This is a genomic window from Pseudomonas schmalbachii, from assembly GCF_017589465.1.
In the GTDB taxonomy this organism is placed as follows: domain Bacteria; phylum Pseudomonadota; class Gammaproteobacteria; order Pseudomonadales; family Pseudomonadaceae; genus Pseudomonas; species Pseudomonas schmalbachii.
Window position 1 is genome coordinate 153,395 of the sequence record NZ_JAELYA010000008.1, and the last position, 17,907, is coordinate 171,301.

Here is a 17,907-nt window from a genome sequence, read left to right on the forward strand (position 1 = left end):
GTGATCATGCAAGCCAGCCAATGGACGACAGAAATCATCGTGATCTGCGGGGGGCTCGCTATCGCAGCCGCGGTTATCAGCTACGTGATCGCCGCCCTGCGCCAGGGGAGGCAGATCGGCCAGCTCAGCATGCAGCTTGAGCAAGCAGAGCAGGCCAAGGCTTCGACTGAGACTCAGCAGCAATCTCTGCAGATTCAGCTCAAGGCAGTAGAAGCACGCAGCCATGAGCTGCAGATCGAAGAGGGCAAGCTGAAGGCGCAGTTGCAAGCATCGGCCGATACCGCGGCACGTTTTTCTACGGAGCTGCATGAGCGTAAAGCGGCCGGATCAGACTTGCAGGTGAAACTGGACGAAGCTACCCGGCAACATCACGAGGCCGCCAGGCGTCTGGAGGCTGTACAGGCTGGCGCCCGGGGGCTCCAGGATCAGGTGACCGAATTGCGCCAGCGCCTCGACACCTCGACAACGACAAATGCTGCGTTGCAAGAGGAGCGTGACTCCCTCAAGGATGCCTTGGCGACTGAGGAAACTCGCGCGAAGGTGGCGGAAACCGCCGAGCGTGAAGCTCGCGAACAGCTCAACGAGATCAAGCAAAAGCTGGTCGAGCATGCACAGGCATTCGACGCTTTGCAGGCGCGTTATCAGTCGACGAGCAATGAGCATGCAGAGCTGGGGACCGCTCTGGACAAGAGCGAGAAGCAAGTGGCCGAGCTACGAGAGCGCCTGGCTCAGGCTCAAGCCACAAATGAACAGCTACACACGGATCGTGACCGTCTGAAAGACGGACTGGCGGATGAAGGCAAACGGGCCAAGGCCCTGGAAACTGCCGAGCGCGATGTGCGAAACCAACTTCTTGAAACCAAGGAAGCGCTTTCTCAGCAAGTACGATCGTTCAACGAGCTGCAGGAGCGCCTGAACGTACTTTCGTCTGAGCACATCGAACTCAAGACCACCTTACAGAAGCGCGAGGAGCATTTCCAGGAACAGATGGCGCAGTTGGCCGACACCCGCAAGTCGCTGACCCAGGAATTTGAAAACCTGGCCAACAAGATTTTCGAGGAGAAGGGCAAGACCTTCACCCAGGCCAGCCAGACCAGTATCGATGGGATGCTCAAGCCTTTCCGCGAGCAGATAGAAGGCTTCCAGAAGCGCATCAACGAAGTTCATGATGCCTCGCTGCAAGGCAACACCAGCCTTAATGCCGAAATCAGGAAGGTGCTGGAAATCGGCCTGCAGATGAGCAAAGAGGCCAATAATCTGACCTCGGCCCTCAAGGGTGACTCCCAGCAGCGCGGCGCCTGGGGTGAGGCACAACTGCGTCGCACGCTGGAAATGAGCGGCCTGATCGAAGAGGCGCACTACGAAGTGCAGAGCGCCTTCAAGGATGCCGAAGGCCGTTCCAGGCAGACCGACTACCTGATCAAGCTGCCCGACGGCAAACACATCATCATCGACAGCAAGGTTTCTCTGGTTGCATACGACCGCGCCGTGGCCGCCGAGTCTACGGAAGAATGCCAACTGGCGATGGCTGAGCACGTCAAAGCCGTACGCAAGCACATCGACGACCTTGCCTCCAAGGACTACACCAACCTCGTCGGTATGCGCAGCCCCAGCTTCGTGCTGATGTTCATGCCCATCGAGCCGGCTTACATCGAGGCCATGAAGCACAACAAGGACCTGTTCGAGTACGGCTACAAGAAAGGCATCGTGCTGGTCTCGCACACCACCCTGATTCCCATTCTGCGTACCGTCTCCAACCTCTGGATGATCGAGCGCAGCAACGCCGAAGCGCGGGAAATCAGCGAGAAGGCGGGCGAGATCTACAACCAGGTCTGCACTGTGGCAGAACGCCTCGGCAAGCTGGGCGGCACTCTCAACACCGTCAGCAACCACTACAACGACACCGTCAAGGCGCTGGCTGGCAAGCAAGGCCTCTACGGAAAGGTGGAGCGCTTCAACAAGCTCTCGGCCAAGGTCAGCAAGACCCTGCCAGCGCTGGAGCCCACCCACATGGACTTCGAGAACGAGCGGCTCGCGCTGATCGTAGAGGCGCTCGAGGAAGCGTCGGAGCCAGCCGACGATCTGCCGCAACTGATCCAGAACAGTCACGAAGGCGAGCTGCTACCGCAGGCCTGACAACCCATTTTTGAACGAGAGAAGTACCCCGAATGCTCACCGGCAAAATCCGCAACGATATCGACAAGCTCTGGGAAAAATTCTGGACTGGCGGTATCACCAATCCACTGACCGTGATCGAGCAGATCAGCTACCTGATGTTTGCCCGTATGCTCGACATGCAGGAAGACGTGGCCGAGCGCAAAGCCAACCGCACCGGCAAGGCCTTCGACCGCCTGTTCCCCAACACACCGGAAGGCCAACTGCTGCGCTGGAAGAACTTCCGCAACATGAGCGGCAAGGAGCTGCACAAGCACCTCAAGCAAAACGTCTACCCCTTCTTCGCCAAGCTCGGTAGTGCTGAAGGCGAAGGCGGCGAGCGTGAAGGGCTCGGCCACATCAGCGAATACATGCAGGACGCCGACCTGGAGATCAAGAACGAGTCGGTGCTGGCCTCTGCCGTGGAAATGGTCAACGACCTGCCGCTGACCCAGAGCGACGTGAAGGGCGATATCTACGAATACCTGCTGAGCAAGCTCACCACCGCCGGCATCAACGGCCAGTTCCGCACACCGCGCCACATCATCGATGCGATGATCGAGCTGATAGCACCGCAGCCTACGGACGTAATTTGTGACCCGGCTTGCGGCACAGCGGGCTTTCTCGCCCGCACCATGGAATACCTCAACCGCGTGCATTCCAGTGAGGCTGGCATCTTCACCGATGAAGACGGCAATCAGCATTTCACCGGCGACCTGCTGGAGCCCTACCGCCAGCACATCAGTACCCAGATGTTCTGGGGCTTCGACTTCGACACCACCATGCTGCGCGTCTCCAGCATGAACATGATGCTGCACGGCGTGAACGGCGCGAACATCCGGTACCAGGACTCCCTGAGCAAATCCATCAAGGAGCACTACCCGCGCCAGGAGCAGAACTTCTTCGACGTAGTGCTGGCCAACCCGCCGTTCAAAGGCAGCCTAGATGAGACCAACACCAATCCCGACGTGCTCGGTCTGGTGAAAACCAAGAAGACCGAGCTGCTGTTCGTCGCCCATATCCTCCGCTCGCTCAAACTCGGCGGCCGCGCAGCGGTGATCGTGCCGGACGGCGTGCTGTTCGGCTCCAGCAAGGCCCACCAGCAACTGCGGCAGGAGCTGCTCGACAACAACCAGCTGGAAGGCATCGTCAGCCTGCCCAGTGGCGTATTCAAACCCTACGCCGGCGTCAGCACCGCCATCCTTATCTTCACCAAGGGTGGCACCACCGAGCGTGTGTGGTTCTACGACCTGCAGGCGGACGGCTACTCGCTGGACGACAAACGCACCGAATTAAAAGGCGAGGGCAGCAACGACCTGCCCGATGCAATCGCCCAATGGCATAAGTACCGGCAGATGGTCGAGAGCAATCTCAGCGGCAGCACCATCAATACCGTGTTCGGCGACAAGAGCAAAAAGAGCTTTGTCGTACCAGCCGAAGATATCGCTGCCAATAAGTACGACCTCTCCATCAACCGCTACAGGGAAGTGATGTACCAGCAAGAACAGTACGAAGACCCGAAAATGATTTTGCAAAGGCTCAAAGGGCTGGAGCAGGAGATTCTGGCGGATCTGGATGAGCTGGAGGGAATGCTGTGAATTGGCCTATCGTAAATTTAGGGGATTTGTCCGAAGCAATAATGGGACAAGCTCCACCTGGCGAAGACTGCAATAAGAGTGGAGTGGGAACCCCATTTGTTAAAGCTGGTGAGTTCGGAGTTGAAAGGCCAATTATACGTGAGTGGACGACAAATCCCCTAAAGTTCGCCAAGGCCAGTGATGTGTTGCTATGTGTAGTAGGGGCGACCTGTGGGAAAATCAATAAGGGCGCCGATTGTGCTATAGGGCGATCTGTGGCGGCTATAAGGGCGAATAAAGAAAAGCTCGATAAAGATTATATGTATTATTTTCTGTCGAGCTGGACGGGGCGACTTCGAGCTATGTCTCAAGGGGCTGCGCAAACTGTCATCAGTAAAGAAATGATTGAGCGCTTAGAAATTCCTCTCCCACCCTTACCAGAACAAAAGCGCATTGCATCCATCCTCGGCAAGGTCGACACCATCCGCCGCAAACGCCAGCAAGCCATCCAGCTCGCCGACGACTTCCTCCGCGCCGTGTTTCTGGACATGTTCGGCGACCCGGTGACCAATCCGAAGGGGTTGGTTATCACTTCTATCGGTGAGCTCTGTGAGGTTGTGACAGGTGCAACTCCATCTAGAGGTGTTGACGAATACTACGAGGGGGATATTCCCTGGGTTAAGACAACAGAAGTGGACGGCCATGTTATCTGTGAAACAGAGGAGTGTATTACGGATAAGGGCTTGCATAGCTCTAATTGTAAGCTGAATCCTGTTGGTTCTATTGTTATGGCAATGTATGGGCAAGGTAAAACGCGGGGGAAGGTTGGTGTTTTGGGGGTGGAGGCTGCAACCAACCAAGCTTGTGCAGTAGTAAGGCCGTCTTCAAAGATAATGATGGGCTATCTGTATTTTTATTTACAGGTGTCATATGAGGCGTTGCGATCCTTGGGGCAGGGGGCTGGGCAGCCTAATCTAAATCTCTCTATCGTTAAGAGTTTTCCTGTTCCGCTCCCTAGTGAGGTTGAGCAAATGGATTTTGTAAGGCTCTACGAGTCAGTTGGTATTCTCAGAGGAAGAAGTGCGGTTGCCACTCAAGAGTCTAGCGATTTCTTTAATTCATTGAGCCAAAAAGCCTTTGCTGGTCAGTTGTAGATAAGGAAATCCCCTTGTGCCTCAAGTCCGCCAAGCTCACCCATTTCCGAGGCTACCGCGCCGCCACCGTCATTCCCATCGACGAAGCCATGACCGGCTAGTTGGCTCTGCCGGGAGTCGGCTAGGCTGTTTCGCTGCGGACTGCAACCTTTTTAGATCATGCATAACAGAAAGGGATCTATGTATGAGCAATAGTGAAAATCGGCCGCTAATCAGAAGGCATATAGCGCTGGAAGAAGTGCTGCAGCTGGCGACGCCGGATGAGTTGGTCGCCATCACCGACATTCTGCTGGATAAGGCGAACGATCGTTTACTTGGTGATGACACTGCGAGGCAGAGGCTCGTCCACAGCTACGCGGAAGGTGAGCTGTACAAGGTGGTCAATGAAATCGCTTTCGAGATTCGCGCGCTGGGTAGTGTCAGTCTTGCCAGCTTGTTGCGTCGAGGCGAGCCGGTCAGTTACGACGAGGTTGTGCGGGATGTTGCCAGTGAGCTGAAGGTTGAGTTCAGCAAGGCAGATAGCACCTCCGCCATCGAGGAGAAGGTGCTGGCAAAGCTGGTTGAGAAACTGGCTGAGCAGGCTGAGCCGGAAAGCCAGGCGAGCAGTGATTCGTGGTTTGGCCGGGCGCGGTTCAATAGCTCGTTCACTGCTTTGCTTGGGGCGCTGGGCAAGTCGGGTTTAGGGGCTGCCGGGGACAGCCTGCTGAGTGGTGCGTTGGGTTCAGTGGCGGCTGTCGGCTCAGTTGCTGCGGCGGGCATGTTGGCGGCGCTGCCGCTGACGGCGGTTGGCGCTGTCAGCGCAGGTGTTTGGGCATTCGGCAACAAGAAGCGGCCAGAACTGCAAGGGCTGACCACGATTGTCGTCCATATTGCGCGGATCCGCGCTGGCCTTGTCGCTGCGGATCACGAGGATTTTGCTAACCGTTTGAGGGCGTGTTTATGAGCGCTGAAATTCTTGCAAGAGTGCTTAGCTCTGCACCGGAGATCGTTGAGGGTATTCGGTCTGGGCTTTATACCGTCTGGGGTGGTGTCGTCAGGTATTCCGCAGGCAACCCACAGGGCGGGCAGATCGTTGGCCATCTGCAATTCCCCGGTGATGCAGGCCAGGCGTCAGAGCAACTTGCCAAGCTTCAGCAGGCGCTGAGTGGTGCGCAGGAGTCCCTGGGTGTGTTGCAAAACCTGCAGTATGCGAACTTGGTGCTGTCAGGGCTGAATCTGGCTGTTTCGGTTGCCGGCTTTGCCATTGTTTGCAGGAAGCTCAATGGCATTTCCGAGCAGCTGCATCAACAGTCGGAAAAGCTCGATGTGTTGATCGAAATGGCCCGTGATGCCAAGGTCCGGGAAGAGCTGCGTGACAGCGCACGCTTCAGCTCCGTGCTCTGGACGGTCCGCCAGTCTGCCGAGCAGGGTGACCTGCAGGGGCTCAGAAATCAGGTTGGCAATCTGCGCGAGCAGTATGAGGTCACCAAGCTGACGTTGAACCGGGCGGCGGCAGGAGCCACTGACAAAGGCTTCGTTGAGTCCCTCGATGTGCTGAAAAACCTGCAGCAACGCATGATGTATCTCGGCTTCATGCAGGCATACGTTCAGCAGCGCACTGCGGGTGAGAAGTACGCCATCAAGGTGCTGCAAGAATTGCAGGCGGACTGGCTGCAGATCAGTACCGTGGTTGTCGAGGCCATTGCTGCCAATCAGGAGTGGGTCGAACAATTGACCCAGGACGCGGGCGATAACGTCGTGTCCTTCCTGGAGTTCCGCAAGCAAACTGCCCCTGCCATCGACTATCAGCTTGGCTTGTTGGAGTATGCCGCGAGTCATCCAGAAGCGGCCGAGTTGCTCAATGAAGAGGTCTCGGAGATTCGTTTTCTGGCGGCATGAAATAGCCGTTCTGACGATACAGAGGATAAAGGGAAGCGTTTGCGATGGCGTTGGATTTGAGCAAAACCCTGGTGGTGGGCATTTCCGCGACGGCCCTGTACGACATGAGCGAGTCCGATCAGATGTTCAAGGCCGCTTTGGAGGACGATCCGGAAAGCGTGATCGACAACTACCGCCGATATATGCAGGAGCGTGAGGACGAGCCTCTGGCACCGGGCACCGGTTATCACCTGGTTAAGGCGTTGCTCGATCTCAACCAGCATATGAAAGGTGGCGAGACCTCCCCACTGGTCGAGGTGGTGGTGATGTCGCGCAATAGCCCGGACACTGGCATCCGCGTGCTCAAGACTATTCGCCGTGACCTGTTGGCGATTACCCGCTCGGCCTTTACTGGCGGCGAGTCGGTGGCCGACTACATGGATGCCTTCGACGTCGACCTGTTCCTGACCACCAATGTGGAGGATGCACAAAAGGTCATCGACTCCCGGCAATGTGCCGCTGCTATCCTCAAAGCTCCACCGGCCAACGCCCCGCAAATCCCCGAGGGCCAGGTGCGCATCGCCTTCGACGGTGACGCGGTGCTGTTCTCCGACGCCAGTGAACTGGTTTACAAAACCCAGGGGCTGGACGCCTTCAAGGCCCAGGAAGATGCGCTGCAGCACACGCCGATGGAGGAGGGCCCTTACGCCAGTCTGCTGATAAAACTGGCCCGCTTGCAGGAGCGCCTGCCTACTGGCGGCAAGGACTCACCGATCAGAATTGCTATTGTCACCGCCCGCAATTCGCCCTCTGAAATGCGAGTCATCAATACCCTGCGCGCCTGGGGCGTCTGCGTCGATGAGGCCTTTTTCCTGGGCGGCGTCGGCAAAGCCAAAGTGCTCAGCGCCTTCACTCCGCACATCTTTTTCGATGACCAAGATGTGCACTTGGAGGCCGCAGCCAATTTAGTGCCATCTGGCAAAGTGCCATATCTAACCAAGTCTGGCTTAGCTATTAGCAGTGCAGTGGAGTGAAAGCTTTCATGGTTGATCACACTACTCAGCTCTACAAACTGGCGAGGACCCCTTCAGGACGCCGGCTGTGGACATACATGGCAGCCATTCTTGAGGTCACGGAAATGGATAAAGGCAAGCCGTTTCCATTGAAGCGATTTCTGAAAAACTTTCAGACTCACCTGAATGCAGGGCGAATCGAGCGAGTGCCCGAAGGCTACAGACTGACCTGCAGTGGGCAGGGCTATTTTCAAGACCGCTACCGGGGCGGGAATCCACAGTACGTTGAGCGCGCGGCGGTCGAGCGGATGATCAGCTCTATCCGCACCGGTTGCGGAGAGGGGGATTGGGTTCCGCTGACCTGAGGTGTGTGTTCATAGAGATTGGGAAGGGTAATTCCATCAGGGAGGGTTTTCATGTCGTACTCCGTAATCAAGTACTCGTCCTGGCTGGGTCGCTTTCTCCAGCGCCGTGGGCTTTCAGCGCCTGATCAACGCGGACTCTATGCGTACCACTGCAGTCTCGAAGAGTACGGAGAGCTGCAGCATTTGCTCCGTGAGTTGGGGGGCTTTGATGCGGCGTTAAAGGACCCGGCAGCCTGTGCCTGTTTGGTACTTTTTGGTTCGGAGTGGTATCGCCGCGAGTACCGCAGTGAGTATGCCTGGACCTGGGACCCGATCTGGAAAGCTCTGGGGTTCAACCTGTCGCCCGGAGAACTGAGCAAGGCCATTCCGAAAGGGCTGGAGGGATACTGGAAGCGTCCTCTTCATTTCTACGACGCAGGTCATCGGGATTTTCTGGGGTCTCTGTTTAGCGAGGGCGGCTTGCCCTTTCAGGTATTGCGAGAGGGAGGTAGCCGCTTCCAGTCGCTGTTTGATCGTTTGCTAAAGCAGTACGACCAGTGGCATTTGCTGGGGTTCAACACCCTTCAGCAGGTGGAGCAACAACTGGAGAAGGCAAGCCTTCCTCAGGTGTTTGCCTCGCGTACGTCGGTCGAACTGATTGCGCTTATGGTCGATGAGCTTGTAGCTCTGGTACGGAATTATGGGTTGTCCCAGGTGGATGAGCCTGTCGCCCGCCTGGATGCGCTGAACCCCAAGTGGCGTGAATTGTTCCCTCTGCCATTGGATAACGAGACTGGCAGCGAACTCCTCAATGGTCTGTTGAAGAGCGCGACCATCGAGGGCAAAAAGCGACGCCCGAATGCGACTGGATGGTCATGCCGACACTTTTGGCATGAAGCTCAGCCGGATGTGCTCAAGGTTCAGGTCTCGATGCCAGGGGAGGTAGTGTTTCGTCTGACTACGCAGCCATCTACTACCCGTTTTGAACTGGCTATTGTCGAAGATGGGCAGGTGATTGCTGAGCTTGGTCCCGGCTACGCAGTGGTCGACAACGGTGTTGCCCATATCCGGCTGCGTCTACGTGAGGTGATCGGCAAGCGGCGGGATTGCAGTGCCCAACTGAGCCTGGTGGCTATGGCTGGTGGCATGCTGATCGCCACCCAGCCGATAGAGGGCAGTGCAGTGGCCCTTGGCGAAGTACCGTTGGGTTTCGAGCCAGTGAATGATCGCTGGCAGCTGTGCGGTCAGGCTTCATTCAATACGGCTGGTGAAGAGCTGCTGCTGGTGCTGCCCGACGGTGGCAAGTTGAGCATAGCTGCAGAGGGCGAGGAAGCCGTCTTCAGCGATATGGCACCAGCTTTTTCGCTGCATACGGTAAAGGTTCAGGGCAAGGCGCAGGTCCAGATTGAGAGTGGTGAACTCTACCGGATACGCACGGGACATGCGGCTGGCATGGGCTTGGGGCTGGAACTGGCTGGCGCCCAGATCGGCTGGCCGACCAAGCCTGCTCTAACCTTTGTCGGTTTGCCTCGTGTGCAGTGGCCGACCGCTGCTGGGGAGCTACAACAACAGGGTGGTGATCTGTACGTTGCCGGCAAGCAGCCGGGAAGCGGTCTGTTGCAGGAGATGCTCGGCGCGCAGTATGTATCGGTGCGCAATCGCATTGGCGATACCCTGCTGCGCCGTAGGCTGGGTATTTTGCCGGCAGATTTCCGTCTGGAGCTGCGCAGTGGTGATAAGCCTGGACAGGGCAGCATTCTGGTGTATACCCGGCAGCGTTGTTTACTTCAGGTGGATGACGACTGTCTGCAGGTACAGCAGGTCAAGCATGAGGGGCATACCGAGCTTAGGCTTTCGGCAAAAGCCTTTCCTCCGATCAAGGTTCGCCTTTCTGTTACCCCCAGCTTGCTGGCTGATCCGGTGGAGATTGATCTACCGTTTCCCCATTCGGGTTGTCTGGCCTTCGATGACAGTTGCAAACGGCTGAAGCGCGACCTCAGCGTCGACGATCTATTGGGAGCGCGCTTGTATTTGTTTGGTCGGGCTGGCGCACCCTCCCGCTTTGGTCTTGAACTGACTCTTAGGGGCGATACGGCCAAGAACGCCTGTTACAGCTGGACTTATATCGCTGCAGATAAACCGTTAGAAATCAGTCTTTTCAGTATTCGGGATCAAATTGTCGACTTGCTTTCGCTGCAGTCGGGTATTGATCAGGTCGTCGAGTTGCGGGTGTTCGGTGTTGGTCCGGATGCCTCTTACCTCATCCGCAAGTATGTGACGGAAATGGAACTGGATTGCGACCGCCAGATACTACACGCGACCAACCTGCGCGATGTTGCCGCTGCTATGCCCGAGCCGGTGTTGATGCTGTTGCATGATCCCATGCGCAGCCCCATCGTTTTGCACTCACGCACCAGTGAAGGTGTCCCCACTGGCGACTTCGAGTTGCCGAAACAGGTTGAGAAGGACGGTCCCTGGCTGGTGTTGCCAAAATTGGGATCGTCCGTGTCATTCCGGCCGCTGTTTATTGCCGGAGGCTGGGAGCCTGTGATGCAGATCGATGGGATTCAGAGCCTGCAAAAGGCAGTGTTGACCTTCGATCACGCTTCGCCGGTCAGCTCCTTCACCTCCGTGCTGGATGCCATGGCGATCAACCCAATGCACAGTGGCTGGCAGTTTCTGCGGGCCTTGTATGAGGCCTACGGCTATTTGCCCCTGGCGACCTTCGAGGTCTGGAAGGCTCTGGTAGGACACACTCGCGCGTTGGCAATGGCGCTTTTCAAGTTTGAGATGGAGGCGAAGTTTCTTGACCGGTTGGAGGCTGAGTTTCCGTTGTTTTGGGAGTTTCTGCCGGTTGCCGAAATCCATCTGGCGACCAAGCGCTTTAGCGCATTCCTCAAGGTGAAGGGCGTTGCTGAGGACGCCGTTGATGCTTTGATAGGGCGGATGCTTGTGCGCTTGGGGGAGACCTTTCCGGCCTACGGTCAGAGTGTGCAGCGGTTCCTTGCAGGCCGGCCAGTTGGCCCGGAGATCAAGGTTCCCCTAGGAGTCTTCAAGGGAGTTCTGCAGGGTTGGTACCTTGAGTTGATCCGTGAGCGCAGTGAGGCCAAGTGGCCAGAGTTCGGCGGCAAGCGACTGGAGCGTTGGTATAGCAACCAGAGTGCCTCGGTCATTGCTTTCACGTCGGATATGGATTACCGCAAGGCGGTGCTCTATCTGCCAGTGTTCGCGGCTGCAGTCGCCTGTGGGAAAGCCCAGCTTGCGGATGTATTTGAGGATGACGTCGAGGCGATTTTCTTCCTACGCCAGGTCCGCGATTTCGATTCGAAGTGGTTCAACTCGATCTATCAATATTGCTTGTTGAACAGCGTTATGGATATGCAGAAGGCAGAGTCGGTTAATGGATAAGTATTTCTCTGGGCTAGTCGAGCAGGCGCTTTCCCGTACCACTGAGTCCACTTTGAGTATCTTGAGCATTACCGATCCGGGCTTGCGTGAGCACCTGGGAAGTCTGATGCGCGCAGAGTGCGGGAAAGAGGGTGCATTCCTGGCGCCACCCTTGTTCGAGCAGACCTTTGGTTGGGAAGAGTCGGCGTTCACCATGGAGCAACTGACGAACAAGGAGCAGTTGCTGAGCAAGGAGATCGTGGCCTCTCTCGATGGTAAGGCGAATGGGCGTTACCGCTTTGGCGCGAGCTGGAAACCCTTCACACACCAGTTGGCCAGCTGGCGCTCGTTGCTAGAGAAGAAGTATTCAGTGGTCGTCACCAGTGGTACCGGCTCGGGAAAGACCGAATGCTTTATGGTGGCGGTGCTGGAGGATCTTTATCGCGAGTACCGTGATGCAGGTCGTCAGCCGCTGGTCGGAGTTCGGGCGCTGTTCCTGTATCCACTTAACGCTCTGATCAACTCGCAGCGCGAACGTTTGAGTGCCTGGACTCAGAGCTTTGGAGGCGGCATTCGCTATTGCCTGTACAACGGCAACACACCGGAGTTGCAGGCGAAGGTGCGCAGCGAGCAGAGCCAAAAGCCTAACGAAATTCTGTCGCGCGAGCTGATGCGTACGCAACCGGCGCCCATTCTGGTCACCAACGGCACCATGCTCGAATACATAATGGTGCGCCAGGTCGATGCGCCCATCGTAAGAATCTCCAGAGAGCAGAAATCGCTGCGCTGGATTGTTCTGGACGAGGCTCACACTTACGTGGGGTCCCAGGCGGCTGAATTGGCACTGCAGCTGCGACGGGTGATGACAGCCTTCGGCGTGACGCCTAAGGATGTCCGCTTTGTGGCGACCTCGGCGACCATTGCCGGCGAGGACGCTGCAGGACAGTTGAAGCAGTTTCTCTCGGATCTGTCGGGGGTGCCGGTTACGCAGATCGATGTTTGGGGGGGTAACCGGGTCATTCCTCCTCTTGCACCTTGCCAACAAACGCTGGTTCCTCTGGAAGCGCTCGAATCCATGCCGCCTGTAATTGCGGACGATCCAGAGGTTCATCCGGATCGATACGAGGCCCTGGTCCATTCTCCGCAAGCCCGAGCACTGAGAAATCTGCTGGTGGCCACCCCCAAGCCGTTGAAGCTAACCGAGATGGTCAGCCAGATGCGTCAGGAAGGTGAGTGGTCACTGTCGCAGGACGAAATACTACGTTGGTTGGATGTCTGTTCAGGCACTCGTCCTTCAGCCAGTGAGCCAGCGTTTCTGAAGCTGCGGGCGCACTTCTTCCAGCGCACTACTCACGGGTTATGGGCCTGCTTCGACAAGTGCTGCTCAGCAAAGTCCGGAACGGCGCTGCAACAAAACTGGCCCTTTGGTTATGTCTACGCCAATCAGAGGCAAACCTGCAGCTGTGGCAGCCCGGTATTCGAGTTGGCGTTCTGCAATGACTGCAATGAGCCGCATCTGCTGGCGCGGGATAAGAACGGAAAGCTGGTCCAGTGGGAAAGCTCTGGTGGCGATGAATTTTCCCTGCAGACTGAAACACCTGTTGAGGAGGATGCGGGGGCTGGTGGCTCAGGGATACTTTCAGCCAAGACACCGCTGGTGCTTTGCTCGTTCGACAATGCCGGCAGCGCATACATCCCCGTTGAGGTCGATAAGTTCGCTGGTTCCTTCGCATCTGTTTCAGCTGAACGGGTACGGCTTGGGGTTAGAGATCTTGATGCCAAGTGCAGCCGTAACAGCTGTGGATCGAGTGGACTGCATGGGAATTCTCCTTTCCGCCGCGCAATGCTGGGCGGCCCCTTCTATGTAGCCAATGCCGTGCCGACAGTCCTTGAATACTGTCAAGACTATCAAGAGGAAGATCAGACGCCGGAACACGGTCCGCAGTCTCTGCCTGGTAGAGGCCGTCGGCTAATTACCTTCACGGACAGCCGTCAGGGCACGGCGCGCATGGCTGTACGTATGCAACAGGAGGCGGAGCGCAGCAGGTTGCGCGGACTTGTCGTGGAGATTTTGAGCTGGCACCAGCGGAGCCAGGCCAGCTCTCAGGCAGATTCCAGCAGCATCGATCCGTCGGTCTTGCAACAATTCATCGCCAAAGCGAAAGCGGAAGTAGAGCTATACCGCAGCGCTGGTATCAAGGACGAAGTCAGGGCCGCGGAGGAAAAAGTTACACGGCTCACGGCCATGCTAGCTTCAGCTACTGGAACGAAAGTTAGGCCGACGCTAGTTTCTCTAGCCTGGCCGGAGCTCACCAATGAGCTCAAGCAGAAGGCGGACCTGAAAGGCTCGATGCTGCTTTACAACAAGTATCAGAAGCCCGAGATCTTCAGGGACAATGATGGCCCCTACAAGCTGGCGGAGATGTTGCTGTTCCGCGAGTTTATGCGTCGCCCAAAACGGCAGAACAGCCTGGAAACCCAAGGGCTGGTGAAGGTCGGATACGTTGGTATGGATAAGGTCCAGGAAGTGCCGGCGTACTGGGAGCAGAAAGGTCTGACGCTCGATGATTGGCGTGACTTCCTAAAGGTGGCGCTGGACTTTCATGTTAGGGAGAACAGCTATATCCAGGTCGATGAAGGGTGGTTGAGTTGGATTGGCAGCCGCTTTTCCGCCAAGAGTCTGCGTAATCCCGAGTCGAAAGAAGCAGATGAGATTCGGGTCAAGCGCTGGCCTCAGATCCGCAATGGCAACCATTCCCAACGCCTGATCAAACTGTTGTTGCTTGGTGCTGGCCTGAACCCGGCCAGCACGGCCGACGTTGATCTGGTCAATGCTTGGCTAAGGGCTGCCTGGTTGCAGTTGGCCAGACCGGGCTCGGCGCTGAAGGCTGACGAAAACCGATACTTCCTACCCAGAGAGCACATGCTGTTCTCGTTGGTTGATCGGGCTTACATCTGTCCGGTTACCAACAAGCTGTTGGATACCACCTTCAAAGGCTTTACGCCCTACCTACCTGCTCACCTGGATTTCTCTCAGTTGACTGAAGAGCGACGCAAGGGGTATCAGGCAGGCCCGGTTGGGCTACCCAACCTGTGGGAGTTTGATCGTTCGCAGGACGACTATGCGCTGGGACTGGCGCGAATTAGAAACCTGGTGGCGAATGATCCTCTTGTTAGTGATCTGAGAGCACGGAACCTGTGGACGGACATCAATGATCGGGCAGTGGAGGGTGGCTTCTATTACCGTACGGCGGAGCACTCGGCCCAGCAGTCTTCTGAACGCCTTGGCTCCTATGAAGAGATGTTCAAGAAGGGACAGCTCAACGTTCTGAACTGCTCCACCACCATGGAGATGGGCGTAGATATTGGCGGTATTTCCGCTGTGGTCATGAACAATGTGCCACCGCACCCGGCCAACTACCTGCAGCGTGCCGGTCGAGCGGGGCGAAGCAAAGAATCCAGGGCGATTACCTACACGCTTTGTAAGAACAACCCGCATGATCAACAGGTTTTCGCCAATCCGAGTTGGCCGTTCGAGACCAGGATCCCTGCGCCAGTGGTGGCGTTGAACTCCGAGCGACTCGTACAACGGCACATCAACTCGTTACTGTTGGCGGACTTTCTCTGCAATGTAGTCGGGCCCACTCAGACTGAGAAAACCAGTCTGAATACACAGTGGTTCTACGACGATAAGCACGGTCTCTCACAATGTGACCGATTCATTGAGCGGCTGGGGCAAGTTGTCTCCGATTTGGATGACGCGCTCAAAGACTTGGTGAAAGGCACAGCTTTGGTCGGTGTGGACCCGGCCCAGCTGCGCCGTCGTTCAATCGACTCGATCAAGCCGCTGCAGAGTCGTTGGCTGAAGAGCTATCGCTTCTTACTTTCTGAGGAGAAGCACGCGAAAGCCAACAGCCCCTATCTGAAGCGTCTCCAGATTGAAAAGGCTCGCCACTGCAATGAGTACCTGTTGCGGGATCTTGCTGCGCGTACCTTCTTGCCTGGTTATGGCTTCCCTACCGACGTGGTGAACTTCGATAACTTCACGATTGAGGATTACATCCGCGAGCAGGACGCAGGGAAAAAGCTGAAGCACGATCGCGAGGACAACGTATCCCGCTACAAGGGGCTGCCTTCACGCAATCTGTCGATTGCCATTCGCGAGTACGCTCCTGGTGCAGAAATCGTTCTGGATGGCCGGGTGTTCAGGTCTGCCGGCGTTTCCCTGCACTGGCATAACCTCAATGCTGATAGCAAAGAAGCGCAGAAAATGGACATTGCGTGGCGTTGCGATGTCTGTGGCGCTCTGGACTATGAGGAAGGGTTGATAAAGACCGATGAGCTGACTTGCAGCAATGTCGATTGCCAGTCACTCATCAAGCCCCAAAACCTTCGCAAGGTCCTGCAGCCCTCTGGTTTTGTCACCGATGCTTATGAGTCGGCCTCCAATGACATCCAGCATCAGAAATTCATCCCAGTTGAAACCGCCTGGGTTTTCGTCAACGTCAACAAGACTCCATTGCCAAACCCGGCGGTTGGGGCAATGGCTTATGGTGCGGATGGAAAGGTCTTCCACCACAGCTCGGGTGAGCACGGAACAGGTTATGCCTTGTGCATGAGTTGTGGTCGAGCTGAGTCCATGCAGCCGGATAGCGGGTTCCCGCGAGACCTGTCACCGTCTGGCGAGCACTATCCGCCGCGCCCGACCAAAGAGGACAAAGATCAGAACAACAAGCGCCTTCCCTGCCAGGGTAGCGGGAGCATTCTTCCTAGTGTGAGCCTTGGTGCTGTAGCTACTACTGATGTGTTTGAACTCACCTTGCACCATCCCGTGCGCGGGGAGTTCATTGCAGACTCAGCGCAGGGAAGTGCAATTGCCATGACGCTAGCAGTGGCTTTGCGGGCTGCGCTGGCCGAGATACTGGGCGTATCTGCTTCCGAATTGGGTTATGCAACTCGGCCAAGCAAACTGCCAAGTGGACAGTCCATTCGCGTCCTTCAGCTTTTCGATGTAATCAGCGGTGGCGCAGGTTTTGCCACTAGCGCGCCGCTGCATGTCGAGGAGCTGCTGCGGGGGATGGTGAAGAAGCTCGATTGCAAGCATTGTGAAACTGGCTGTAGTGAGTGCCTGTTGGACTCCCAAACACGGCATGACCACGACAAGCTGGATCGTAAGGCAGCGCTCGACTGGCTGGGCCCAGACTTCATTCATCACGTGGGTTTGACCGCCGAAAACAAACTCTCCTTTGCCGATGGCCAGTATGCGCCTGGCAGCATTGAGAGCGTTCTGCGCCGGTTGATCAATGAGGGGGCCGAGAGAATTACTCTGGTGACCTCTGGTGATATGGCGGAGTGGGATCTTCTTGCTCCACAGTTCCGTAAGGCTATCCAGACCTATGTTCTAGCCGATGAGCTGATTGTTGATCTGCTCGTCCCGGCAGGTATCACTGATGGGGTTCTTGTGCAGGATCTCCAGCGCCTGTCGGACCTTGGAGTAAACGTCGGGAATGCGATTACTAAGCCGGGTGAGCATCTCGTTGCCCAAGCCTTTATAGGGGACGAGGTTGTGACGTTGGCCTCGCGCAGCCTCGTGGCAACTGTTCCAGGCAGCAGCTGGCATCAAAGCGATGAGCTAGTCGTACTCTCGAAAAGTCAGCCGGAGCTTGGCTGGCAGGCAATGGATCTTTCCAGTGCAACGAGCGACTCCTTCGGCAAGGTAGCGATCGCCGACATATCAATCCACGAGGAACTCAATGGGTCGCTGCTGCAATTCGGTGAGCGTTTCTGGGAGCTGCTTGGCGCTAGAGATCAGCAAGTTGCTGACGTGATTTCGACTGCGAAGATCAACAGGCTGACTTACTCAGATCGTTACATTCAGAACCCCGCGGTAGTTACGATTCTGGGTGCAGTTCTAAGAGATCTGAAGAGCCGCATTTCTGCGGATGCGGTTGCGCAGGTGAAGACGCTATTCAAATCAGGTCGGCTGCAAGGTCGTAAAGCCTTCGATGACTGGGCCAATCAGGACGATTTCGAGTTCTTTTCACGCAATTGGCTGTCGGCAATGGTTGGGCATCAAGTTGAACTGATTGTGGAGTCGTCGAATCGCGAAATCCCTCATCACCGTAGGTTGGAGCTTGAGTTTGAAGACGGCAGGACGCTGAAGGTCCGGTTCGACCAGGGGGTGGCCTATTGGCAGGTTCGCTTTAGCTCGCATAGCGACATGTGGTTTGACTTTGATCTGGCTGCTCAGGATCAACTCATGCACATGGCCAGAGTGGTTGAAACCGCACGGATACAGAACTCTGAGCAGAAGTGGGCGACGGACGTGCTGGTGGAGCTAAAGGCCTGATAAAAATATTATTTTAGGATGGCAGCTAGTTTACGGTGAGGAGGTAGGCTTGCTGCCTAGATTTATTCGCCT

9 protein-coding genes are annotated in these 17,907 nt (G+C 56.4%); all 9 read left to right on the forward strand.

The window, feature by feature from the left end; all coding sequences use genetic code 11:
* Positions 1 to 6: 6 nt before the first annotated feature.
* The 9 genes from rmuC (at position 7) to JFY56_RS19690 (ending at position 17,835) form a co-directional block, all read left to right on the forward strand.
* Positions 7 to 2,136: a DNA recombination protein RmuC gene (rmuC, locus tag JFY56_RS19650; protein WP_236032886.1), complete on the forward strand. Its 2,130-nt coding sequence runs from the start codon at positions 7 to 9 to the stop codon at positions 2,134 to 2,136.
* A 32-nt stretch (positions 2,137 to 2,168) separates the two neighbouring features.
* Positions 2,169 to 3,752, forward strand: coding sequence for a type I restriction-modification system subunit M (locus JFY56_RS19655; RefSeq protein WP_208315738.1), 1,584 nt, complete (start codon positions 2,169 to 2,171; stop codon positions 3,750 to 3,752).
* Entirely contained in the window at positions 3,749 to 4,885 is a 1,137-nt protein-coding gene (locus tag JFY56_RS19660; protein WP_208315739.1) for a restriction endonuclease subunit S, read from the forward strand. The genes JFY56_RS19655 and JFY56_RS19660 overlap by 4 nt, the downstream gene beginning before the upstream one ends.
* 184 nt (positions 4,886 to 5,069) lie before the next feature.
* Positions 5,070 to 5,828, forward strand: a complete 759-nt coding sequence (locus JFY56_RS19665; protein ID WP_208315740.1) for a hypothetical protein — start codon at positions 5,070 to 5,072, stop codon at positions 5,826 to 5,828.
* A complete protein-coding gene (locus tag JFY56_RS19670) occupies positions 5,825 to 6,763 on the forward strand; it encodes a hypothetical protein (RefSeq protein WP_208315741.1) in 939 nt (312 codons plus the stop codon). Before JFY56_RS19665 ends, JFY56_RS19670 begins: the two co-directional genes overlap by 4 nt.
* Positions 6,764 to 6,819: 56 nt before the next feature.
* Entirely contained in the window at positions 6,820 to 7,776 is a 957-nt protein-coding gene (locus JFY56_RS19675; RefSeq protein ID WP_236032894.1) for a 5'-nucleotidase, read from the forward strand.
* Positions 7,777 to 7,784: 8 nt separating this feature from the next.
* Complete coding sequence (locus JFY56_RS19680) at positions 7,785 to 8,120, forward strand: hypothetical protein (protein WP_208315743.1); 336 nt, start codon at positions 7,785 to 7,787, stop codon at positions 8,118 to 8,120.
* A gap of 51 nt (positions 8,121 to 8,171) precedes the next feature.
* Complete coding sequence (locus tag JFY56_RS19685; protein ID WP_208315744.1) at positions 8,172 to 11,507, forward strand: STY4851/ECs_5259 family protein; 3,336 nt, start codon at positions 8,172 to 8,174, stop codon at positions 11,505 to 11,507.
* Positions 11,500 to 17,835: a DEAD/DEAH box helicase gene (locus JFY56_RS19690; RefSeq protein ID WP_208315745.1), complete on the forward strand. Its 6,336-nt coding sequence runs from the start codon at positions 11,500 to 11,502 to the stop codon at positions 17,833 to 17,835. Before JFY56_RS19685 ends, JFY56_RS19690 begins: the two co-directional genes overlap by 8 nt.
* Positions 17,836 to 17,907 lie beyond the last annotated feature (72 nt).

Bases quoted from the DNA above. Each gene is read 5' to 3' on its own strand.
- JFY56_RS19655 (WP_208315738.1), top strand. From the start codon at position 2,169: ATGCTCACCGGCAAAATCCGCAACGATATCGACAAGCTCTGGGAAAAA.
- JFY56_RS19680 (WP_208315743.1), top strand. From the start codon at position 7,785: ATGGTTGATCACACTACTCAGCTCTACAAACTGGCGAGGACCCCTTCA.
- rmuC (WP_236032886.1), top strand. From the start codon at position 7: ATGCAAGCCAGCCAATGGACGACAGAAATCATCGTGATCTGCGGGGGG.
- JFY56_RS19685 (WP_208315744.1), top strand. From the start codon at position 8,172: ATGTCGTACTCCGTAATCAAGTACTCGTCCTGGCTGGGTCGCTTTCTC.
- JFY56_RS19665 (WP_208315740.1), top strand. From the start codon at position 5,070: ATGAGCAATAGTGAAAATCGGCCGCTAATCAGAAGGCATATAGCGCTG.
- JFY56_RS19690 (WP_208315745.1), top strand. From the start codon at position 11,500: ATGGATAAGTATTTCTCTGGGCTAGTCGAGCAGGCGCTTTCCCGTACC.
- JFY56_RS19670 (WP_208315741.1), top strand. From the start codon at position 5,825: ATGAGCGCTGAAATTCTTGCAAGAGTGCTTAGCTCTGCACCGGAGATC.